Annotated in this window: 19 protein-coding genes; 11 read left to right on the top strand and 8 right to left on the bottom strand. The window is 49.5% G+C overall.

Translation table 11 applies throughout. From position 1 onward, the window contains the following. Positions 1 to 16: 16 nt before the first annotated feature. Positions 17 to 1,303 carry an HlyC/CorC family transporter gene (locus BZG80_RS03660; protein WP_077646079.1) on the bottom strand — a complete coding sequence of 429 codons (1,287 nt, stop codon included), beginning with the start codon at positions 1,301 to 1,303 and terminating at the stop codon, positions 17 to 19. Between the two features lie 68 nt (positions 1,304 to 1,371). Next, positions 1,372 to 2,172, bottom strand: coding sequence for a cytochrome C assembly family protein (locus BZG80_RS03655; protein WP_021022064.1), 801 nt, complete (start codon positions 2,170 to 2,172; stop codon positions 1,372 to 1,374). Positions 2,173 to 2,353: 181 nt separating this feature from the next. On the opposite strand from BZG80_RS03655, the gene ffh reads away from it, so the two are divergent. From ffh to BZG80_RS03620, 7 genes are all read left to right on the top strand, one after another. Next, positions 2,354 to 3,736 (top strand): signal recognition particle protein, encoded by a 1,383-nt coding sequence (ffh, locus tag BZG80_RS03650; protein ID WP_077459766.1) that lies wholly within the window; start codon positions 2,354 to 2,356, stop codon positions 3,734 to 3,736. 206 nt (positions 3,737 to 3,942) lie between these two features. After that, positions 3,943 to 4,191, top strand: a complete 249-nt coding sequence (gene rpsP, locus BZG80_RS03645) for a 30S ribosomal protein S16 (RefSeq protein ID WP_021022062.1) — start codon at positions 3,943 to 3,945, stop codon at positions 4,189 to 4,191. A gap of 28 nt (positions 4,192 to 4,219) precedes the next feature. Beyond that, positions 4,220 to 4,747, top strand: a complete 528-nt coding sequence (gene rimM / locus BZG80_RS03640) for a ribosome maturation factor RimM (protein ID WP_021022061.1) — start codon at positions 4,220 to 4,222, stop codon at positions 4,745 to 4,747. A 25-nt stretch (positions 4,748 to 4,772) separates the two neighbouring features. Next, positions 4,773 to 5,528: a tRNA (guanosine(37)-N1)-methyltransferase TrmD gene (trmD, locus tag BZG80_RS03635; RefSeq protein ID WP_077576447.1), complete on the top strand. Its 756-nt coding sequence runs from the start codon at positions 4,773 to 4,775 to the stop codon at positions 5,526 to 5,528. A gap of 28 nt (positions 5,529 to 5,556) precedes the next feature. Next, positions 5,557 to 5,910, top strand: a complete 354-nt coding sequence (rplS, locus tag BZG80_RS03630) for a 50S ribosomal protein L19 (protein ID WP_021022059.1) — start codon at positions 5,557 to 5,559, stop codon at positions 5,908 to 5,910. A gap of 244 nt (positions 5,911 to 6,154) precedes the next feature. Continuing rightward, on the top strand, positions 6,155 to 7,585 hold the full coding sequence (locus BZG80_RS03625) for a carbon starvation CstA family protein (protein ID WP_077678765.1): 1,431 nt from the start codon (positions 6,155 to 6,157) through the stop codon (positions 7,583 to 7,585). 127 nt (positions 7,586 to 7,712) lie between these two features. Continuing rightward, positions 7,713 to 8,102 (top strand): DUF2799 domain-containing protein, encoded by a 390-nt coding sequence (locus BZG80_RS03620; protein WP_077576449.1) that lies wholly within the window; start codon positions 7,713 to 7,715, stop codon positions 8,100 to 8,102. A gap of 21 nt (positions 8,103 to 8,123) precedes the next feature. On the opposite strand, the gene btsR is transcribed toward BZG80_RS03620, so the two are convergent. Both btsR and BZG80_RS03610 read right to left on the bottom strand, forming a co-directional pair. Further along, the gene (gene btsR / locus BZG80_RS03615) at positions 8,124 to 8,837 is read right to left on the bottom strand and encodes a two-component system response regulator BtsR (RefSeq protein ID WP_077646085.1); all 714 of its coding nucleotides are present in this window, start codon (positions 8,835 to 8,837) and stop codon (positions 8,124 to 8,126) included. Continuing rightward, on the bottom strand, positions 8,834 to 10,531 hold the full coding sequence (locus BZG80_RS03610) for a sensor histidine kinase (protein ID WP_077459762.1): 1,698 nt from the start codon (positions 10,529 to 10,531) through the stop codon (positions 8,834 to 8,836). The genes btsR and BZG80_RS03610 overlap by 4 nt, the downstream gene beginning before the upstream one ends. 178 nt (positions 10,532 to 10,709) lie before the next feature. Between BZG80_RS03610 and BZG80_RS03605 the strand changes: the two genes are divergently transcribed. Together BZG80_RS03605 and tyrA are read left to right on the top strand one after the other, a co-directional pair. Then, positions 10,710 to 11,786, top strand: coding sequence for a 3-deoxy-7-phosphoheptulonate synthase (locus BZG80_RS03605; protein ID WP_021022054.1), 1,077 nt, complete (start codon positions 10,710 to 10,712; stop codon positions 11,784 to 11,786). A gap of 3 nt (positions 11,787 to 11,789) precedes the next feature. Further along, a complete protein-coding gene (gene tyrA / locus BZG80_RS03600) occupies positions 11,790 to 12,923 on the top strand; it encodes a bifunctional chorismate mutase/prephenate dehydrogenase (protein WP_077678764.1) in 1,134 nt (377 codons plus the stop codon). A gap of 933 nt (positions 12,924 to 13,856) precedes the next feature. Here tyrA and pheA read toward each other — a convergent pair. The 4 genes from pheA to BZG80_RS03570 all read right to left on the bottom strand — a co-directional run bounded on the left by pheA (position 13,857) and on the right by BZG80_RS03570 (position 17,640). Beyond that, positions 13,857 to 15,041, bottom strand: a complete 1,185-nt coding sequence (gene pheA / locus BZG80_RS03585; protein WP_077678762.1) for a prephenate dehydratase — start codon at positions 15,039 to 15,041, stop codon at positions 13,857 to 13,859. A gap of 259 nt (positions 15,042 to 15,300) precedes the next feature. After that, complete coding sequence (hpf, locus tag BZG80_RS03580; RefSeq protein WP_021022049.1) at positions 15,301 to 15,651, bottom strand: ribosome hibernation-promoting factor, HPF/YfiA family; 351 nt, start codon at positions 15,649 to 15,651, stop codon at positions 15,301 to 15,303. A 394-nt stretch (positions 15,652 to 16,045) separates the two neighbouring features. Then, a complete protein-coding gene (gene dapD, locus BZG80_RS03575; RefSeq protein WP_077669410.1) occupies positions 16,046 to 17,077 on the bottom strand; it encodes a 2,3,4,5-tetrahydropyridine-2,6-dicarboxylate N-succinyltransferase in 1,032 nt (343 codons plus the stop codon). A 248-nt stretch (positions 17,078 to 17,325) separates the two neighbouring features. Continuing rightward, positions 17,326 to 17,640, bottom strand: a complete 315-nt coding sequence (locus BZG80_RS03570; protein WP_077660046.1) for a YebG family protein — start codon at positions 17,638 to 17,640, stop codon at positions 17,326 to 17,328. 83 nt (positions 17,641 to 17,723) lie between these two features. Here BZG80_RS03570 and BZG80_RS03565 point away from each other — a divergent pair, with 83 nt between their 5' ends. Together BZG80_RS03565 and recC are read left to right on the top strand one after the other, a co-directional pair. Beyond that, positions 17,724 to 18,407, top strand: coding sequence for a DNA-3-methyladenine glycosylase I (locus tag BZG80_RS03565; protein ID WP_021022046.1), 684 nt, complete (start codon positions 17,724 to 17,726; stop codon positions 18,405 to 18,407). A gap of 134 nt (positions 18,408 to 18,541) precedes the next feature. Beyond that, on the top strand, positions 18,542 to 21,922 hold the full coding sequence (gene recC / locus BZG80_RS03560; RefSeq protein WP_077678761.1) for an exodeoxyribonuclease V subunit gamma: 3,381 nt from the start codon (positions 18,542 to 18,544) through the stop codon (positions 21,920 to 21,922). The last annotated feature ends 35 nt before the right edge of the window (positions 21,923 to 21,957 follow it).

Raw genomic sequence — 21,957 nt, 5'->3', positions numbered from 1 at the left:
TTGTGCGCTGCATGGTCTAAACACTAATATTGGCGTCGGGTTGGTCTGTAGGGAGGACTTTGACTTGCTTGATCATATTGTCGGCAACATCGACAATTTCAATATGGTGACCATCAATTTCAATGCTCAAGCGGCTTTTAGGGATATCCTCCAAGTGCTCGAGAATTAAACCATTGAGGGTACGGGGGCCGTCAGTGGGTAAGGTCCAGTTAAGACTCTTATTCAAATCGCGAATATTGGCGCTACCTTCAATCAAATAGCCACCATCGGTCAATGACGTAATCTCTTCGGCCAAGCTCGGTGATAAAGAGGTGGTAAACTCACCCACGATCTCTTCGAGAATGTCTTCTAACGTCACCAGGCCAATCATGTCGCCGTATTCGTCTACCACTAAGCCGATACGTTGCTTATTACGCTGAAATTTAAGCATTTGTACGTTCAGTGGCGTGCCTTCCGGAATAAAATAGACTTCATCGGCGGCGCGAAGCAGCGTCTCTTTATTAAATTCGTTTTTCTCAACCATCAGGCGATAGGCTTTGCGGACGCGCAGCATCCCAACCACCTCGTCGATGGTATCGCGATATAACACCATTCTTCCATGCGGGGCATGCGTGAATTGGCGCATGATGGACTTCCAGTCATCATTGATATTAATCCCAGTGATCTCATTGCGTGGCACCATGATGTCATCCACGGTCACCTCTTCAAGCTCTAGAATTGATAGCAACATATGCTGGTGACGACGGGGGATCAAACTACCGGCTTCGTTGACAATGGTTCGCAGCTCTTCGGTGCTTAGATTATCTTTGCCGTCGGCTTTAGCGCCTATTCCTAACAAGCGCAAAAAACCATTGGTGATAAAGTTCACCAGGCTAACAAGCGGATAAAACACCTTCATTAGGATGGTGAGCAAATGGCTGCTAATAAACGATACGCGCTCTGGATAAAGAGCAGCCAGCGTTTTGGGCGTGACTTCGGCAAACACCAGGATCACCATCGTTAACACACCGGTTGCGATCGCAATCCCTGCGTCGCCATACAAACGTAACCCGAGGACGGTCGCGATTGAAGAGGCAAGAATATTTACCAGGTTATTACCGATCAGAATAAGCCCAATCAATCGGTCTGGCCGAGTAAGCAGTTTTTCGACCCGCTTAGCGCCACTGTGGCCTGATTTAGAGAGGTGGCGCAACCGGTACCGATTAAGTGCCATCATGCCTGTCTCAGACCCGGAAAAATAACCGGAAATGACGATAAGCAATACCAAAAGGGAAATCAATATTCCCGTCGATATGTCGTCCAACGAACTGTTCCTTACGTTTGTTTTAAAATCAGAGCGTGTGCTCGAGGGTTTACGCTAAATGCGCGTAATCAATAGCCTGCAATCAATATCTCACGAACAAACCGGCTACCAAAGTAGGCCAGAGTAAGGAGAAACGCGCCCACGATACTAAACCAGACCACCCGACGTCCACGCCAGCCGGACTGATAATGCCCCCAAAGGAGCACACCATAGACTCCCCAAGCGGCCATCGAGAGGAAGGCTTTGTGCGCTTTTCCTTGCGCGAACATGTCATCGACAAAGACAAAACCAGAGATTAGAGTGAGTGTTAATAATACTTGTCCGACTAAAATGATGTTGAAAAGCTGACGCTCCACCATCATTAAAGGAGGAACATTATGATTAATCACCTGGCGCTTTTTGTGTTTGAGCTGATAATCCAGCCAAGCCAATTGCAATGCGTACAGGGTAGCAATCATCAATGTTGAGTATGAAAACAGAGCCAGAGAAATGTGTAATAGCACCTCTGGGTGTGATTCAAGATGCGTAATAAAGGCACCGGGCAGCAGGGTCGCGCTCGCAAGGTTTAGTCCTGCAAAGGCGTAAACCACCGGCAGCAAGAACCATAGCCGCAATCGGAAAATTAGCCCGGTCGTCATCATCGCAATGATAAAACTCACCAAGGAGGCGACGTTGAGCATGCTAAGATTCTGCCCACTTCCTGATAAAATCAGATCTTTGAGCAGATAAGCATGTAACGCCAGCGCAGCCAGTGCGGTGAAAAAGACCGGCTTCGCACTAATTTGATTGTTGCTGGACAAGCCGGGGATGATCTGCAAAATGGCGGCCAGATAAAGCAGTGATGCCAACAAGGCTGTCAGAATTTCCATCGTCACCGATCAGTCAGTTAATCAATAAGAATGAAGGTGTGAGTATACCTTGCCTCAATCTCTGTCGCTATCGATACATGCAAGTGATGGGGGGATTGCGGTATAATCTCAGTAATTTCGCGACAGCGATTGCACCCAGATGAAAAATCATGGGCCAATAGGACGAGTGGGCGAGTAACGCATGTTTGAAAACTTATCAGAACGTTTATCCCGGACGCTCAAAAATGTGAGCGGCCGTGGACGATTAACGGAAGACAATATCAAAGAAACCCTGCGCGAAGTGCGTATGGCGCTACTGGAAGCCGATGTCGCGCTCCCTGTGGTTCGTGATTTTGTTAAACGCGTCAAAGAACGCGCCGTTGGCATTGAAGTCTCTAAAAGCCTGACCCCAGGGCAAGAGTTTATCAAGATTGTTCAAGCTGAGCTTGAAGCGGTGATGGGCGACGCCAATGAAAAATTGGATCTTGCGGCGCAGCCGCCCGCAGTGATTTTGATGGCGGGCTTGCAAGGGGCGGGTAAAACCACCAGTGTGGGTAAGCTGGGTAAGATGCTTACCGAGCAAGAAAAGAAAAAAGTGTTAGTGGTGTCTGCCGATGTGTATCGCCCGGCGGCGATCAAACAGTTGGAGACCTTGGCTAGCGAAGTGGGGGTTGACTTTTTCCCGTCCAGCACTGACCAAAATCCAGTCGATATTGCTCAATCCGCGGTTGAGCACGGCAAGCTAAAATTTTATGACGTAGTGATCGTCGATACGGCGGGTCGTTTGCATGTCGATGACGCCATGATGGGCGAAATCAAAGACGTTCACCGCGCGATCAACCCTGTTGAAACCCTGTTCGTAGTAGACGCCATGACAGGCCAAGATGCGGCGAACACCGCCAAAGCCTTTAACGATGCATTGGCATTGACGGGTGTGGTTCTGACCAAGGTTGATGGTGACGCCCGAGGTGGTGCCGCACTGTCGGTGCGTCATATCACCGGTAAACCGATTAAGTTCTTGGGTGTGGGTGAAAAAACAGACGCACTTGAGCCTTTCCATCCTGACCGGGTGGCATCCCGTATCTTGGGGATGGGCGACATGCTGTCGCTTATCGAAGATCTCGAGCGTAATGTCGATCAAGACAAAGCCGAGAAAATGGCCAAGAAGTTCAAGCAGAAGAAAGGCTTCGACTTGGCCGATTTTCGTGATCAGCTTGAGCAGATGAAGGGCATGGGTGGCATGATGGGCATGATGGATAAGCTGCCTGGCATGTCCAATGTGCCTGATAACGTGAAAGATAACGTTGATGATAAAATGTTCTTGCAGATGGAAGCGATCATTAACTCGATGACACCGCGTGAGCGCCAGCGTCCAGAAATCATCAAAGGGTCACGCAAAAAGCGGATTGCCGCCGGTTCAGGCACCCAGGTGCAAGACGTCAACCGCTTGCTTAAGCAGTTCACCCAAATGCAGAAGATGATGAAGAAAATGCAAAAAGGTGGCATGCGCAATATGATGCGCCAAATGAAGGGCATGATGCCACCCGGTGGTGGTCCCGGCGGCCCTGGCGGATTCATGGGTTAATCCGATTCGATATTTTGCTTGTTAGCCCAGTGCTAGCAGGCTTGATAACTCGCTGTGAGGCTGGGGACAGCTGGTGGAAATTTGACTAAACCAGTTGCATTCACAGCAATAAAGAGTAAAATTCCCGAGCTTTATTTTGGCACGAGGCCCCGCATTGCTTACGCGAAACGGGGCCAATTTTATTAAGTAATGCAAATGAGGACGATATGGTAACCATTCGTTTGGCACGTCATGGCGCGAAAAAACGCCCATTTTATCAAATCGTTGTAGCTGACAGCCGCCAGGCGCGCGACGGTCGCTTCATCGAAAAAATTGGTTTCTTCAACCCTGTTGCTCAAGGCCAGGAAGAGAAACTACGCCTTGACCTGGATCGCGTAAACCACTGGGTTAGCGAAGGCGCAACGGTTTCTGACCGTGTTGCTAAGCTAGTCAAAGACGCAGCGCAAGCGGCGTAATTGATCAGTGTCAGGGTTAAAAGAAGAAATGAGTGAGCAAGAGACGATTGTCGTTGGCAAGCTAGGCTCGTCGTACGGCATACGAGGCTGGCTCAAGATTTTTTCTTACACTGAAGATGCTGAAAGCATTTTTGCCTACTCACCCTGGTTTATCCAGGTGCGCGGGCAGTGGCAACGTTTCGAGGTTGAAGACTGGAAACGCCACAATAAAGGGTATGTCGCCAAACTTACGGGGCTGGATCAGCGCGAAGACGCGCAGATGCTGACCAACGCTGAGATTGCAGTCAGTGCACAAGCGCTTCCTGCTTTATCAGATCAAGAGTTTTATTGGCGTGAGCTGTTTGGTATGGACGTGGTGAATGCAAAAGGCTATCACCTCGGCACTGTGACTGACATGCTTGAAACAGGCTCGAACGACGTGCTTGTCGTTAAAGCCAACCTGAAAGATGCTTTTGGTAAAAAGGAACGCTTAATTCCGTTCCTTGAAGAGCAGGTCATCAAGTCGATTGATCGCACTGCTCAACGGATCGAAGTTGACTGGGATCCTGGTTTTTAAACTCCAACAGTAAGCGAGCGGAAATATGTGGGTTGGCATTATCAGCCTGTTTCCAGAAATGTTCCGAGCGGTCACTGATTTTGGAGTCACGGGCCAAGCGGTAAAAAAAGGGCTGTTAAACGTCGAAACGTGGAATCCGCGTGATTTCACCCACGACAAACACCGTACGGTCGATGACCGACCTTACGGCGGTGGCCCGGGCATGTTAATGATGGTAGAGCCTTTGCGCGATGCGATTCATGCCGCTAAACAAGCCGCAGGCGATAAAGCGAAAGTGGTTTACCTCTCTCCGCAAGGGCGCAAGCTCGATCAAGCGGGGGTCGAGTCGCTGGCGAGCAATGATAAACTTATTTTGATTTGTGGCCGGTATGAAGGGGTAGACGAGCGCATTATTCAAACTCACGTTGACGAAGAATGGTCAGTGGGAGATTTTGTGCTTAGTGGGGGCGAGCTGCCCGCGATGACGTTAGTCGATGCTGTTGCTCGGTTTGTACCGGGTGTGCTAGGCGATATGGCGTCAGCAGAGGAAGATTCCTTTGCCAATGGGTTGTTAGACTGTCCACACTACACGCGTCCTGAAGTGTTAGATGGGTTGGTGGTACCAGAGGTGCTAAAATCCGGTAATCATAAGGACATTCGTCGCTGGCGATTAAAACAATCGCTAGGTCGCACTTGGTTACGACGACCAGAGCTCCTGGAAAACCTAGCTCTGACTGACGAACAGGAATCACTACTTGCCGAGTTCATCAAAGAACATCGTGCAAGTGCCGAATCAAATTGAGTTTCAGTTTATTCTAGGGTTATAAATAATGAGTAACATCATCAAGCAGCTCGAAGACGAGCAAATGAAAAAAGACCTGCCTGAGTTTCAAGCAGGTGACACTGTCCTGGTACAGCTTAAAGTAAAAGAAGGTAACCGTGAGCGTCTGCAGCCATATGAAGGTGTGGTTATCGCTAAGCGCAATCGTGGTCTACACTCTGCATTTACCGTACGTAAAATGTCTAGCGGTGAAGGTGTAGAGCGTACTTTCCAAGCCCATTCGCCAGTTATCGACAGCATTACTGTTAAACGTCGCGGTGCAGTACGTCGTGCCAAACTGTACTACCTGCGTGAGCGTTCTGGTAAGTCAGCTCGAATCAAAGAGCGTCTTAACAAGAAGTAATCGCCCCTATGGCGTTTATTGCTCAAAAGCCCGTCCTGTAGGACGGGCTTTTTTAATGGCCAATCGGCTCATTCACACCTCACCCTTCACCGCCCTCACCACTTAATCCTGTTTACAACCGTTTATCTGCACCGGCGACCACTCGCCGTTAAAGCGCGTGTATTCGACAACGCAATCGGCAAAATGGCATCTGTCCCCTACTAAAAGATTGGCAGCAGCGCTGCTAACGACACGGAGAGCAATTATGTCCTGGTTTTTACTTTGCGTAGTGACCTTGATTGTCGGCTACTTTACCTACGGCACTTTCATTACCAAAATTTTTGGGCCAAAACCGCAAAAAGCGACCCCGGCCATGAGCATGAACGATGGTGTCGACTTTGTGCCACTGTCAGATAAGAAAGTATATCTGATTCAACTGCTTAATATTGCAGGCCTCGGTCCGATTTTTGGCCCAATACTCGGTGCGTTATATGGCCCTGTTGCCATGCTATGGATTGTGTTTGGCTGCATTTTTGCCGGCGCCGTGCATGATTATTTCTCTGGTATGCTCAGTGTGCGTGCCAATGGCGCATCTGTCCCTTCTGTCGTGGGCGAGCATCTCGGTAACTTCGCTAAACATTTTATGAACTTCTTTGCGGTGTTACTCTTGATGCTGGTGGGCGTGGTGTTTGTGCTCGGTCCAGCCAAGTTGTTAGGTAGTCTGTCAGAAATGAGCGTGGCGCTGTGGGTGGGCATTATCTTTGCCTACTATGTATTGGCCACCGTGGTGCCGATAGACAAAATTATTGGCCGTTTTTATCCTATATTTGGCGCTTTGCTTGTCTTTATGTCGGTGGGCTTGATTATCGGCTTGGCCGTGAGCGATCACAGCTTCTACAGCCAAGGGCTCGATTTTGCCACCAACTTCCATCCGACCGATCTGCCACTATGGCCATTACTGTTTATCACCATCGCTTGTGGTGCGGTATCAGGCTTCCACGCCACCCAATCGCCATTAATGGCGCGTTGTATGCAGAATGAAAAGTCAGGCCGGTTTATCTTTTATGGCGCCATGATTGGTGAAGGTGTGATTGCGCTTATCTGGTGTAGTCTGGGCTTAAGCTTCTATGAATCGAGTGACGCGCTTAATCAAACGCTCGCTAACGGTGGCCCGGCAGCGGTGGTGCATGAGGTTTCCACCTCGCTACTTGGCACGGTCGGCGGCATTATGGCGGTATTAGGGGTGATTGTGTTGCCGATCACTTCTGGCGACACTGCTTTCCGTTCTGCGCGTCTGATTATCGCCGACTTTCTGAATATTCAGCAAAAACCGATGGTGAAGCGCCTGATGATTGCGATCCCCATGTTTGTGGTCGGCTTTTTGATCACCAAAGCGGAGTTTGGCGTGATTTGGCGTTACTTCGGCTGGGCTAACCAAACTACCGCGATGATCATGTTGTGGGCCGCGGCAGCCTATCTTATTAAGCGTGATAAGCTGCACTGGGTATGCACCATTCCTGCGATGTTTATGACCGCGGTAACTGTCACTTATTTGGCCAATGCTGAAATCGGTTTTAGCTTACCGATGAATATCGCTACCATGATTGGTGTCGGGGCAACCGTTGTCGCCACAATTGGGTTCTTTATCGGTTATAAACCCAATTCGCAGTTAATCGCCAATGAAAAGCAGTTATAGGTAAGGCGTTATAGCTGATGGGTCTGCGCTCAGCTATATGACTGGTCTTCAAGCAATATTCAGTCAAATACGCTAAGATCTAAGCCTCAGTATTTACTGAGGCTTTTTTATGAGGGTAGGACAGGGCATGAAACAGACGTTTTTTTTATTATTCGCCGTTTTACTTTTGGCCGGGTGCGCTGCTTCTACCACCCAAGGCTTGGTTGACGATCAAAATTGGTATGGCTTGGGGGAGCAAGATGGTCAGCGTGGTTTGCCACAGCGATCCGTGAAAGATTTACAAACCCTGGCAAGTAAAGCGACTGGGCCGATGAATGCAAATTATCTCGACTACGAGCAAGGCTACATCCATGGTATTGATGATTACTGCGATCCTGCTCATGCCTATCAGCTTGGGCTAGACGGAAATCCGTATATGGGCGTATGTGAAAGTCGGCCAGGATCTCAGCGTTTTAGAATGGAATGGCAGCGTGGTCATCACGATTCTCAAAGCCAATCTAATAGCCTATTTTATTGAGCACTGGCGTATAAGTCTGGGTTAGTTAAGCCCCAATTGATTTTTTAACGCTTTTAAGTAACGTCGGCTCACCGGCACAACATGCGCTGAGGAGGTAATCACCTCAGCAAGGCCATTGTCGAGTAAGCGGATTTCGCGGATAGCGGCGGGGTGAATCAAGTATTGGCGATGACAGCGTATTAAGGGGGTTTTGTCCTCCAAGACCTTGAGTGATAGGTGCGTGGTAGACTCGCCTTTTGCGGTGAGCAGTGCGACGCCACTTAAGGCGGTCCGCGCAACTTCGACCTCTTGATGTGGGATCAATGTAATCCGACTGTGTCCCGCACAGGGAAGCAAATCCAACGTTGGTGTCATTGCTCGGTAGTCGTTTTTCTGGCGTAGCTCACGAGTGAGTTTTTCCAAGGATTTTTTTAATCGCACGGTTTCAACGGGCTTTAACAGGTAGTCGAACGCATTTTCTTCAAATGCTTGTACCGCATATTCATCATAGGCGGTGACAAATACCACCTTGGGCATGGTATCGGGATCGAGCATGGCTAACAGCTCTAATCCCGTCACTCGCGGCATTTGAATATCTAAAAACACCACGTCTGGACGGGTTTGATTGATGGCTTTCAGTGCGTCAATGGCATTGTTGCATTGCCCTATGATGTCAACACCGCCTACCGCTAGCAACTCGTCTTCCAACGCCTCGCGGGCGTGCAGCTCATCATCAACAATCAATGCCTTAATCATGCCTCTCTCTCCTTATTGGGCGTTTGATACGTGAAGGGCAAAGTGACGGTTGCCCGTGTCCATATATCAGGCTGACAGGTCATTTTTAGCGCATATTGGCCGCCAAACAACCCTCGTACACGCTTATCAACAATACGCATGCCGAGTCCTGAGTGTTGTGCTGCGGGTTGGTAAAGCCCGGCATTGTCTTCCACTTGTAAATACAGGCATTCGCCTTCTTGCCAGCCACGAATAATAATTTTGCCGTCTGCCATCAATTGGCTGATCCCATGTTTCACCGCATTCTCGACCAAAGGCTGTAAGGTAAAACTTGGGATCACCGCGTGTAAGATAGCGGGATCAATCTGCTTCTCCACACTCATGCGATCGGCAAAACGGGCATGTTCGAGCTCTAAATAGGCATCAAGGTGATTCAGCTCTTGCTCAAGCGAGACGGTCTCGCGGTTTTGCTTAAGGTTACTGCGAAAAAAAGTCGATAGATGTTGGATCAATTGGCGTGCCCGCTCTGGCTCGCGTTTGACCACCGCACTAATCGTATTTAAGGCATTGAACAAAAAGTGCGGATTGACTTGGGCGCGTAATAAGTTTAATTCGGCCTGGGTGAGCAAACTTTGTTGACGCTGATAACGGCCGGTTAAAATCTGGTTCGAGAGCAATCGGGCGATCCCTTCGCCCATGGTGACATTAATGGCCGAAAAGAGCTTACGTTTTGGCTCATAAAGCTTCACCGTCCCCAGTACATAGCCATCGCCTCCGCGTAGTGGGATCACCAGTACTGATCCCAACTTGCAATAAGGAGAAAGTGAGCAGCAATAGGGGATATCCGCACCATCAATATAGATCAGCTGATCATCGGCAATCGCGCGACGGGTGTAATCAGAGGCAATTGGCGTACCGGGGAGATGGTGGTCATCGCCAATACCGGTAAACGCAAGGATCTTTTCTCTATCGGTAATCGCCACCGCCCCAACGCCGGTTTCTTGCTGAATAATGGCAGCGACTTGTTCACTGCTTTGTTGATTAAACCCGCTGCTTAAAAGGCCGACCGATCGTTCAGCAATTTTGAGTGCTTTGCTGGAAAATGCCGCTGAATAGCGCTCGAACAGGGTTTTCCGGTCGACAATTATGCTCATAAACATCGCCGCGCCAATAGAGTTAGCAATCACCATGGGGGCGGCAATCGCGCTAACCAGTTCATACGCGCGGCTAAAGGGTTCAGCGACCGCGAGGATAATCGCCATCTGCACTAACTCGGCAACGAAGGTTACCCCTAACACGACTGTGGGAGAGAATAAACGGCTGGTTTGATTGCGCGACACCAAATAGCGATGCATTACACCACCAATCAAGCCCTCTGCCGTGGTCGAAATGGCGCAAGCCAAGTCAGTAAAGCCGCCTAAACTGTAGCGATGTAAACCGCCGGTTAGCCCGACCAAAAAGCCCACAAATGGGCCGCCTAGTAATCCGCCCATGACCGCGCCGATCGCACGGGTGTTGGCAATTGCATCTTGAATCCCCAAGCCAAAATAGGTACCGAGAATGCAAAAGCCAGAGAAAAGAAAATAACAAACAACTTTATGCGACAGTCGCCCCGAAATACTCAGCAGTGGCATAAATGCCGGTGTTTTACTGAGCAAATAGGCGATAACCAGATAGACGCTCATTTGCTGAAGAAGTGAGAGAATCAGTGCCATAACGACCCACACAAAAAAACCAATGCGCTATAGTAACGGTTGCCGTTGTAAGACTCTATTGTAATCTCTAGTGTAAATTATTACTTACAGAGTAAATAAATAAGTACAGTTTGTATTGCTTTTAAAATATAGGCTGGTATTGTTTGTGTAAAACATGATGAACATTAAAGGCAAGGCTATGCAGCAAGATTCGGTGACCAATATTCATATCCGTGATGAGCAGGTGCTCTTGACGCCAGAGCAGCTTCGCGCGCAGTTCCCTATTGAAAAAAGTACCCGGGCTGCTATCAGTGAGGCACGCGAGACAGTGGCGGATATTATTCATAAACGCGATCATCGCTTGTTGGTGGTGTGTGGTCCTTGCTCTATTCATGATGTTGAAGCGGCGAAAGACTACGCGCGTCGTCTGAAAGCCTTGTCGGATGAACTCAGCGATCACCTGTTTATTGTCATGCGGGTGTACTTTGAAAAACCGCGGACCACTACTGGCTGGAAAGGGTTAATCAACGATCCGCATCTGGATGGCAGCTTTGATGTGGAATCTGGCTTAAAGCAAGCGCGTGGTCTGCTCACGGATTTAGCACAAATGGGGATCCCGTTGGCCACTGAAGCGTTGGACCCAATCAGCCCGCAATACATTGGTGATCTGTTTAGCTGGGCGGCGATTGGCGCACGTACCACCGAATCACAAACCCACCGTGAAATGGCCAGTGGTTTGTCGATGCCAATCGGCTTTAAAAACGGTACTGATGGCAATCTGGCCACCGCCACTAATGCGATGAAAGCCGCCGCGTCTGGGCACCGGTTTATGGGGATCAACCAAGCGGGCCAAGTGGCACTGCTTACAACGCAAGGTAACCCTAATGGGCATGTGATCTTACGTGGTGGTAAGCAAACCAACTACGATTCAGTCTCCGTCGCCGAATGCGAGCAGCAAATGGAAGCTGCGGGACTCAACCCGTCCCTGATGGTGGATTGTAGCCACGCGAATTCACGTAAAGATTACCGCCGCCAGCCATTGGTGGCAGAAGATGTGATCCATCAAATCAAACAAGGTAACCGCTCTGTCATTGGTCTGATGATCGAAAGCCATCTTAACGCGGGTAACCAATCGGCGGATTTGTCTAAAGATGAGATGGAGTACGGTGTGTCGATCACGGACGCTTGCATTGATTGGGCGTCTACCGAACAATTGTTACGTCATGCTCACCAAGAGCTGGCAACCTCTCTTCAACAACGTACTCAACAGGACTAAACCATGGTGGCGGAACTCAGCCGACTGCGCGATCAAATAGACGATGTCGATAAACAAATGGTGAGCTTGCTCGCGCGCCGTTTAGAGCTGGTAGCAGAAGTGGGGGAGGTGAAAAGCCAGCATGGCTTGCCCATTTATGCACCGGACCGTGAGGCGGCGATGCTCGCTTCGCGTCGTCAAGAAGCACAGTCGCAAGGGGTGCCACCGGATTTAATTGAAGATGTGCTGCGTCGCACCATGCGTGAGTCTTACAGCAGTGAAAATGACTCTGGCTTTAAGTGTCTAAACCCAGATTTACGTCAGGTGGTGGTGATTGGGGGTAAAGGCCAGCTGGGTGGCTTATTTGCTCGCTTGTTCCGTTTGTCGGGTTATCAGGTTGCGGTGCTGGATAAAGAGGATTGGGAGCATGCCGATGCCCTGCTGGCCGATGCGGGGATGGTGGTGGTCTCGGTGCCGATTGACGTCACGGAAACGGTCATTAGTAAACTGACCCAGCTGCCAGACGATTGCTTATTGGTGGATCTCACTTCGGTGAAATCCGGTCCGCTACAAGCGATGTTATCCGTGCACTCCGGCCCAGTGGTTGGCCTGCACCCCATGTTTGGCCCAGATGTGGCCAGCCTTGCTAAACAGGTAATGGTGTATTGCGATGGCCGACAGCCTGAGGCATACCAATGGCTGCTCGAGCAATTTCGTATTTGGGGCGCAGGGTTAAACCGGATCAGTGCCATTGAGCATGATGAAGGCATGACGCTGATCCAAGCGCTACGTCACTTTACGTCGTTTGTTTACGGGGTCCATCTGGCAGAAGAAAACCCCAATCTCGATCAGCTTACTGCGCTAAGCTCACCGATTTATCGCTTAGAGCTTGCCATGGTGGGGCGTCTGTTTGCCCAAGATGCAAGCTTGTATGCGGATATTATTATGTCCTCACCGCAAAACTTGGCGATGATCAAGCGTTTTTACCAGCGTTTTGGCGAAGCGATTGATTTGCTTGAACAACACGACAAAGCCACTTTTGTCGATGCGTTTGCGCAAGTGGAAAACTGGTTTGGCGACTATGCCCCACGTTTTTTACAAGAAAGCCAAGGCCTGTTGCGACAAGCCAACGATGCGACTCACCGCACCGCGACCTAGGCTTATATAAACCGCTCCGACAATCGATGATAAATCTATACCGAAACCAGCCGCTTGGCTGGTTTTTTGATAGCGTAGAAATACCTTATCTGTCATAGATAGCAATGGAATAAAAATAATGAGGTCACTAGAGTGAGATCTTGATCCTAAAAAACATCATATCTTCAGTGAGGAGTGATTTTTCAATCGATTTTGTATTTATATATTGGTAGTGTTTTTCGGTTTTTTTATTGTTCCTTTACCTAAATACTAATTTAAATAAGACTTTTATGCAGAATAGATATTTTCCGTTAGTGGGTTTCATCTATATAGTGTTCAGCTCTTCTTTGTTATTTTCAATGTCTACAGTTGGAGACTATGTTGAGCACGCTATTAATTTCATATCACCTGTTGTGATGTTTTTTGTCATTATCGCATTATATTCAAAGTATCGAAATATAGTCATTTTTAGCGATTTAGAGTGTAGAATTATCGCTTTATCATATGTTGCAATAACTATTGCTGACTATTTATACCCCATTTTAAGATATTGGGATCAGAGCTTTAGTTCTAGTCATTATTCTCTTTTTTTAATCGAGGTTGGCATTAATGCTGCGATAGCAAAGGTCATTATAAAATGAGTATGAATTCTAAGTCACTTTTAGGCTCTATATCTAAAGCATCTCCTTTGGCTACACCTTTGGAAATGATGTNATACTACATGATGCTTTATCGCGCGGGTGTCGATTTGAGTCTAAGGAAATACAATCAATTGTTAAAATACTTAGAGATATGCCTCCTGCTGGAGCTAGAAGAAATAATTTTAAAAAATTATACTTGAAGGATGAATACACGTTAAGAAAACTGCCTAAGGACGCCAGAGATATTCCATATGGACATTGGTATTAATAATTAAAGCCCACATCGTAGGCTTTTTTTATCGGTAACTTATGATTATTCGTTGCTGTCCGGCAGCGATACCTCGGTGGGAGAAATGGTCTCTGACGGGTAGCAGCCGAGCACCTTTAGATAACGGGTAAGAGTAGTGAGTTCGTCCAGCGCACTTTGCATCAGGTTGCTAGCCATATTGGCCTCAACATCGACGTAAAACATCTCTTCCCACGGGTTACCGAGCACGGGCCGAGATTCAAGCTTGGTCATATTGATGCCACGCTCGCGCAATACCATTAAACACTCCACCAAGGAACCCGCTTGTTGTGACGTCGACATAATAAAGGTGGTCTTGGCAGGGGTCAGTGATGATACTTTAACCGGCTTACGAGCCACGACAATAAAGCGAGTGTGATTTTGCTGTTGGTTGGCAATCTCGCTCTTAATCGCGGTTAAACCGTAAAACTCACCACTGGCAGCATGGCCAATCGCGGCCACATTAGGCTGGTTTAAATCCGCTACTTGTTGCATGGCTTCAGCGGTGCTGGAGCAATAAATCTTCTTCACTTTACCCAAAGTATCAATGTATTCGCTGCATTGCTGGTGCGGTTGCGGGTGGGCATACAAGGTATCAATTTGGCTTGGGTCTTGGTCGCCGACAGTCAGCAGGCAGTGGTCGATAGGCAGCGTAAGCTCACCGACAATCGATAAACGTGTGTGCTGCAGCTGATCGTACACTTCGTTGATTGAGCCAGAGCTGGTGTTTTCTACGGGTAAGATACCATAGTCGGCATGGCCGGTTTCTACCGTTTCGACTACTTGTTTAAAGCTGTCACAGGCCATCTCCACCAGTTCGGTTTGCTTGCGGCTAAAATACTGGCGCGCGGCGAGGTAGGAGTATGAGCCTTGGTTGCCCAGGAAAGAAACTCGTGCCACCGGACGCTGATTGTCGGGATTAGCGAGGTTTTGTAAATAGCGTTGCTGAATCAGCACCGAGTCTTCGATAATGGTGTGAAACAGGCTCAGCACATAGTGAGCATCTAACTGGTGATCTTGCGCTTTGGTCACCAGCTTTTCTAATAAGGCTTGCTCACGGGCTTGATCGCGAATCGGTTTTTGCACCGCGACTTTGTTTTTGGCGACGTCTAGGCTTAAGCGACGGCGCTCGGCCAATAGTGTCAGCAGCTCTTGATCAAGCTGGCTTATTCGCGTGCGTATCTCATCCAGTGGGCGTGGTGTGTCTGACATAAATTATCCTTGTTCTAATACAAAAAAACCTCCCGGTTGGGAGGTTAGTGCGCCAGGCTGATTGGGCTTAGCACGCTTCCTCCCGCGTTGGCGAGATAAAAAAGAAGCGAAAAAAACGAGCGTCAATCAGCATTGGGCGTTGTGTTGTTATGTTTGCGTATGGATTAACCATATGGGGCGCAGGCTGGCGTGTCAAGGATCAAAAAGCCCCGCGAAGACGGGGCTAACATGTTTAGCGATTTAGGTGTTGCGCTGAGGGTTAGATTTCCTCATCGGTTGGATTTTCTTCCATCGCAACCGTCGCAGCAGATTTATCATTGCGACGTGCTTCGCCTTTGTGTTGGACCTTATTCAGTTGCTTCTCGAGCTTTTGGCCCACATCATTAATTGCTTTGTACATGTCATCGCTTTCTGCTGAGGCAACCAGCGTTGAGCCCGGCAACCCAGCTTTGGCTTCGACTTTAAACTGGTGGTTTGGCTCTTTACTGATCACAGCGTGAGGATTGATGAGTGCCACCTGCCACTTGGCCAACTTATCAAAGCGGCTTTCGATGCGCTCACGGATGGCGGGAGTGATTTCGATGTTTTTGCCTGCAATTTCCACTCTCATACTCGTTCCTCTTTGTTCCCCTGTATTAGGTTCATCTTTAGATTACCGCTTTACGCTATTGATAACGTGACTTGGCTCATGTTTAAAGGGGGGAGAAAAAACGAAAAGTTGAACTGTGAGCCTTCACGGATCCTGACATTTGTTAAGCATGAAATCCCTTGAACTTAAAGACAAAAATGCTACCTTGGGAGAGGTCACGAATGCTGATTTACCCGCCAGTCAGGGCCGCGTCGCGCCTGTGTCTTTTCCTATTTTTCCCTGTGGTTAAAAATGTGCCACAAATCAGCTTGTGCTTTTTGGTGCACTTCGGTGAAACGAGAGTGGCTCAAGCAAACTGGGCATAAAAAAGACGACCATGATGGCCGCCTTTAAAAAACGCTAGAAGCGCGCTTAATTAGTTATTGGCGTGTAGCTCGTGGTTGAGCTCGACCGCACTTTTGTTGGTCAGACACTCAACCGCTCCTGTTTTTGAGTTACGGCGGAACAGTAGATCCGCTTTGCCCGCCAAATCACGCGCTTTGATACTTTCTACTGCTTTTCCATCAGCATCTAGCATGGTTACCTTAGTGCCCGCGGTGACATACAGGCCTGACTCGATGGTGCAACGATCGCCCAATGGGAAACCAAGACCCGCGTTGGCACCTAATAGTGAATTCTCGCCAATCGATACGACAATCTGGCCGCCGCCACTGAGGGTACCCATAATCGACGCGCCACCACCAATATCACTTCCTTGACCGACCATTACACCCGCAGAGATGCGGCCTTCAATCATGCTTTTGCCTTCGGTGCCCGCATTAAAGTTGATAAAGCCTTCGTGCATCACTGTGGTGCCTTCACCGACATGGGCGCCCAAGCGAACGCGGGCGGTATCGGCAATACGCACACCGGCAGGTACCACGTAATCGGTCATTTTCGGGAATTTATCCACGCACTCAACGGTCAGCGTTTCGCCTTTCAAACGCGCTTCCATCTGACGCTCAGGCAACTCTGGCAAGTCGATCGGGCCTTGGTTGGTCCAAGCAATGTTGTGTAGCAGACCAAAGAGTCCGTCAAGTACCACACCGTGTGGTTTCACTAAGCGGTGTGAGATCAGTTGAAGCTTCAAAAAGCCTTCTGCAACCGATGCAGGCTTGCTGTCATTTTCGAGGATCACCAGCACCAGCGGTTGGGTAGTTTGTTGTGCCATGTTGGCGAAATGAGCGGCCTCTTGAGCGCCAGCCGCCGCGAAGGCTTCACTGATAGCACTACAGGTTTCTGGTGCAATCGCTACTACCTGATTACCCGCGTCGTAATCTGTCAGCGCGCTTAATGCGCGGACAAGATCATCGCTCGGGTTAAGAAGCGGAGCCGGGAAAAAGGCTTCAATGATTTTTCCGTCCTGGTTTTGGGTCGCGGTACCGAGTGCCAGAGCAAAGCTTGCCATTGGGGGAGATCTCCTTATAGATATTTGGGCTTAAAACATCGAACGCTTCATCTTAAAGACAACCGCCAGCGGTTGGAAGTACTCAACTGAACACCAAGGTAAAATCCCACACAGGTCGGGGCACTGATTCGTGTTGATGCATAGCGTGGGTGATACCTTGCGAGTGAAATACAGGTTCAGCGTATAAAAAAAGCAAGCCAAGTGGGCTTGCTCTTTCGCGGATGCCAACAGGATCAGCAATGGGAGTACTAGGCAGCGTCAGCGTCTTTGCTGTCGTCGCTACTTTCATCCGTTTTACTGTCACTCGCTTTCGCCGGTTTTTTCTTGACGGCTTTACGTTTGGCGCCCAGCGCCTCGAGGACCGAGTCTTTGTGTTGAGCAAGGTATAGCGACAAGGCTTCACGCTTTTCTTCGTCGTCTACTAGTTCGCTTTCTCCAATCAAGTCGAACATCGCATCTGCCATATCCAACATTTTATCGTAGGCATCGGCTTCGGCTTTGGAGGTAAATGTCATCTTTTCTTCTCCCTCGCGTTCGACCACGTACTTGACGATAACGGCCATAATTACCCTCTCTTCGTTGATTTACTGTCTTTTTATACAGTAGGATAAGGGCCATTGTCTACCGACCCTGCCGTGATTGTGACATGAGAGAAAAATTTAGCACCATTTATCAACGTGCCGCCGATCGCAAAGGTGGTCAACGAGAATTAGAACGCATGCTGGTGGCACCGCTTGAACATCAGGCGCTGTGTGAAATACCGGATGATCGCTGGTTAGCAGCGTTTAGCCAGAAGGTATTTCAATCGGGCATTAGCTGGCAGGTGGTACGCAAAAAGTGGCCGGGATTCGAAGAGGTTTTTTGGGGATTTGATATCGACAAAATGTTGTTGATGCCGCCAGAAATGTGGGAAGAGAAAGCGACGAACCCCGCGATCATTCGCCACTTAACCAAGGTGATGACCATTCCACACAATGCGGAAATGATCCACCGCGTGCAGCAATCGCATGGCAGTTTTAGCCAGTTTGTCGCCGATTGGCCCAGCGAAGATATTGTTGGTTTATGGCAGTATTTAAAAAAGCACGGTAAGCGATTGGGCGGTAATACGGGTGCTTATACCTTGCGCCGAATGGGCAAGGACACCTTCTTGTTCACCCGCGATATTGAGCACTATCTGCGCGCGACTAAAATCGTTGATAGCGGCCGAGAGACCAAGCGGGCGATGCAAGCCGCGCAACAGGCATTTAATGAGTGGCAGCAAGAGTCGGGCCGTTCACTGAACCATATCAGCCAGCTGATTGCCTTCAGTGTGGGTGATAATCGCGTTTAATCGCTCAGCGATTTGCTGTGCTATCACACAGTTAGCAAGTCGTGTGCAAGGTCGCGGCGTGTCGGTGGCGGTTTGCGCTTATCACGGCAATCGGCCACAATCGATGCCAGTTATCTTTCCCATGTGAGCGCCTTGTGTTTACTGTTTATCACTCTAATCAGCTCGAACTGTTGAAATCGCTGTTGGTCTCCCTGATCCAACAGCGTCCGCTGTCTGACCCTTTTCAAAAAGAACTTATTCTGGTGCAAAGCCCCGGCATGGCGCAGTGGTTAAAAATGGCACTCGCTAACGAGCAGCAGATTGTCGCTAATGTCGAATTCCCGCTTCCCGCTACCTTTATCTGGCAGCTATTTGTGCGAGTGTTGGATGGTGTGCCTGAGCGCAGTGATTTCAACAAAGAGGCGATGACATGGAAGCTGATGGACATCTTACCCAGCTGTCTGGATGAGCCTGAGTTCGCTGATTTAGCCGCGTATTTAGAAGATAGCCAGGATCAGCAGCGTGCTTATCAGCTGGCCGAAAAAGTGGCCGATATTTTCGATCAGTATTTGGTCTATCGCCCCGAGTGGGTGCTGGCATGGGAGCAAGAACAACCAGTGCCAGAGCTTGACGATGTGCAACCTTGGCAGCAAAAACTGTGGCGCCGCTTATACGATCACACCTTGGCGTTGGGCCAATCGCCTTACCATCGCGCCAATTTGTATCAAGAGTTTATCGATACCTTAACCAGTCATCAGCACAAACCTGCGGGACTGGCTGATATTGAGCGGGTCTTTGTGTTTGGCATCTCCGCGCTCCCACCACGCTATCTGGATGCGTTACAAGCACTGGGTGAGCACGTAGAGGTTCACTTTATGTTCACCAATCCATGCCGTTATTATTGGGGCGATATTCGCGACAAGCGCTATCTGGCTAAACGTGCCGCATTAGCGCGGGATAAAATCAGCCGAATTGAAGACATCCCCGCCGAGAGCCAATTGGCACTGGGGCTTGATGAGCCCGAGCATGGTGAAGTAGGGAACAGTTTGCTGGCGTCGATGGGAAAACTGGGGCGCGATAACTTACTGCTGCTCTCGGAAATGGCCTGTAATGAGATTGATAGCGGCTTTGTTGAGGTTAACCGCGATAATCTGCTGCATCACATCCAAGCCGATATTTTGGATTTGAACGAGCCGGGCGATCCCAAGCAAACCGAGATCAGTGCGGCGAAAACAGAAATCAAGCCAGATGACGCTTCCATCGCAATCCATGCCTGTCACAGCCCGATGCGCGAAGTCGAAGTGCTGCACGATCAGCTACTCGCGATGTTTGAGGCTAACCCATCACTTAGCCCCCGTGATGTGATTGTGATGGTGGCGGATATCAATGCCTACAGTCCAGCTATTCAAGCGGTGTTTGGTAATGCGCCTCGCGAGCGTTTTATTCCTTTTTCCATTTCAGATCGCAGCGCTGATCAAGAAAGCCCGGTGTTAGCCGCCTTTTTGCGTCTGCTCACCCTGCCTGATAGTCGATGTAGTGCGGCGGAGCTTTTGGAAATTCTTGAGGTGCCGGCGGTGTCGCGCCGTTTTGCCATCGACAGCCAACAGTTTGATCAGATTAAGCAGTGGGTGGAAGAAACCGGCATTCGCTGGGGGCTTGATACCCATACCGCGAGTCAATTTGCCTTGCCTGAGCAGTATCAGAATACGTGGCTATTTGGCCTGAAACGTATGTTACTTGGCTATGCGATGCCGAGTGAGGCTGGATTGTTTGCAGACACCGTGCCTTATGATGAAGTCCAAGGGCTTAATGCGGAGCTTGCTGGGCGTTTAGGGCTGTTTATCGACACCTTGATTTACTACCAGCAGCAACTGGCGATTGAATGCGATGGCAAGACGTGGATGGCGCGGTTGACCCAAATGCTGGATGACTGCTTTGCCATTGAAGGCGATGAAGAGTTAGCGATAAAGCTTATCCGCACCCAGTTGGACAGTTGGCTGACACAGCTCAGCGATGCTGCATTTACCCATACGCTAACCTTGCCCGTGGTGCGCGATTACTTTAATGGTCGCCTCAATAACGAGCGAGTCAGCCAGCGCTTTTTGGCCGGGCAGGTTAACTTTTGTACCTTGATGCCAATGCGCTCCATTCCCTTTGATGTGGTGTGTCTGCTGGGGATGAACGATGGCGTGTACCCGCGCACTGTGCCCAGTGTCGGCTTTGATTTGATGGTCGGTCGCACGCGGGCGGGGGATCGCTCGCGCCGCGACGATGATAGATACCTATTTTTAGAAGCGCTGCAGTCGGCACAGCAGCGTTTGTATATCAGTTATGTCGGTCGCTCAGTGCAAGACAACAGCTTAAAAGTCCCATCGGTACTGGTCACCGAGTTGCTTGAGTATTGCACTCAGGGCTACTGTTTGGCCGGTGATGGCGATTTACCCGAAGCGCAGTCACGCCAGCGGTTGGAAGAAAAGCTTATCCAGGCTCATCCACTGACGCCCTTTAGCCCACAGGCGTTCGCTCATGGTGGTAGCTACGCGCAAGAGTGGCTACCGGCTGCTCAAGGACAAGGGACACAACTGCCGGCATTTATTGGCGATGCGTTAAGCCCTGATCCGGACAGCCACCAGGATCCTGTGATTGAGTTAGCTGAGTTGCAGCGCTTTTGGCGGTTGCCCGTGCGCTATTTTTTCCAACGCCGCTTGAAAGTCTTCTTTGAGCAGTTAGAAGCGCCGCTAGAAGAATTCGAACCCTTTAGTTTAGATACCTTGCACCGCTTTCAGCTGCGTGATCAGCTGTTAGCGCACTTTATTGAAACCGATGACAGTCCCCAAAGTGTGCAGGATTTTATGGCCCGACAGCGTGGCCAGGGCAAGTTGCCTTTGGCGTACTTTGGCGAACTGACCTTGGATACGCAAGTCACGGTGATCCGTGATATGTACCAACGTTTAACGCCTTTGCTCGCCGCGCCGCGCCCCGATCTTGAACTAAATTTGACGCTCACCACCGCGCTAGGTGAGGTGCAAGTGCAAGGTTGGCTTAATCGGCGTTATCAAGACAGCTTGGTGCGGTTTCATTGCGGCGATCTGACCGTGCGTCATCAGCTTGCGGTATGGATCGATCATTTATGCCAATGCGCGATGGGCGAAGCGGTGCCGAGCACGTTGGTGGGCGTGAAAGAAACCATCGAGTTTTCCCCACTCAGCAAAGGTGACGCGCTTGCACATCTACAAGCCTTGGTTGAAGACTATCAAAATGGCCTGAATCAGCCGCTTACTTATCTGCCAAGTACGGTCGGGGCCGGGATAAAAGCCCGAGATGGCAAAAAAGGCTTCGATAACAGTGACACCGGCCAAGACAAAGCGCTGAAAGCGATGCGTGATGCCTTTATCGGGGGCTTTAATCCTGGTGAAGCCCAAGACCCTTATGTGTATCGCGTATGGCCGCAATGGCACGAGAGTCTCGGTCAAGCGCTATTAGCAACAGGCGATCAACACGTACTGCCGATGCTTGCGCAGCGACAAAAACGCTAATCACCAAAGGCGCCTCATAGGAATAGTGCGGCGCC

Origin of the sequence: Salinivibrio sp. MA440 (assembly GCF_001996265.1) — a bacterium.
Classification (GTDB): Bacteria; Pseudomonadota; Gammaproteobacteria; order Enterobacterales; family Vibrionaceae; genus Salinivibrio; species Salinivibrio costicola.
Note: the sequence above shows the minus strand (reverse complement) of the source record. Positions and strands in the feature narration are given on the sequence as shown.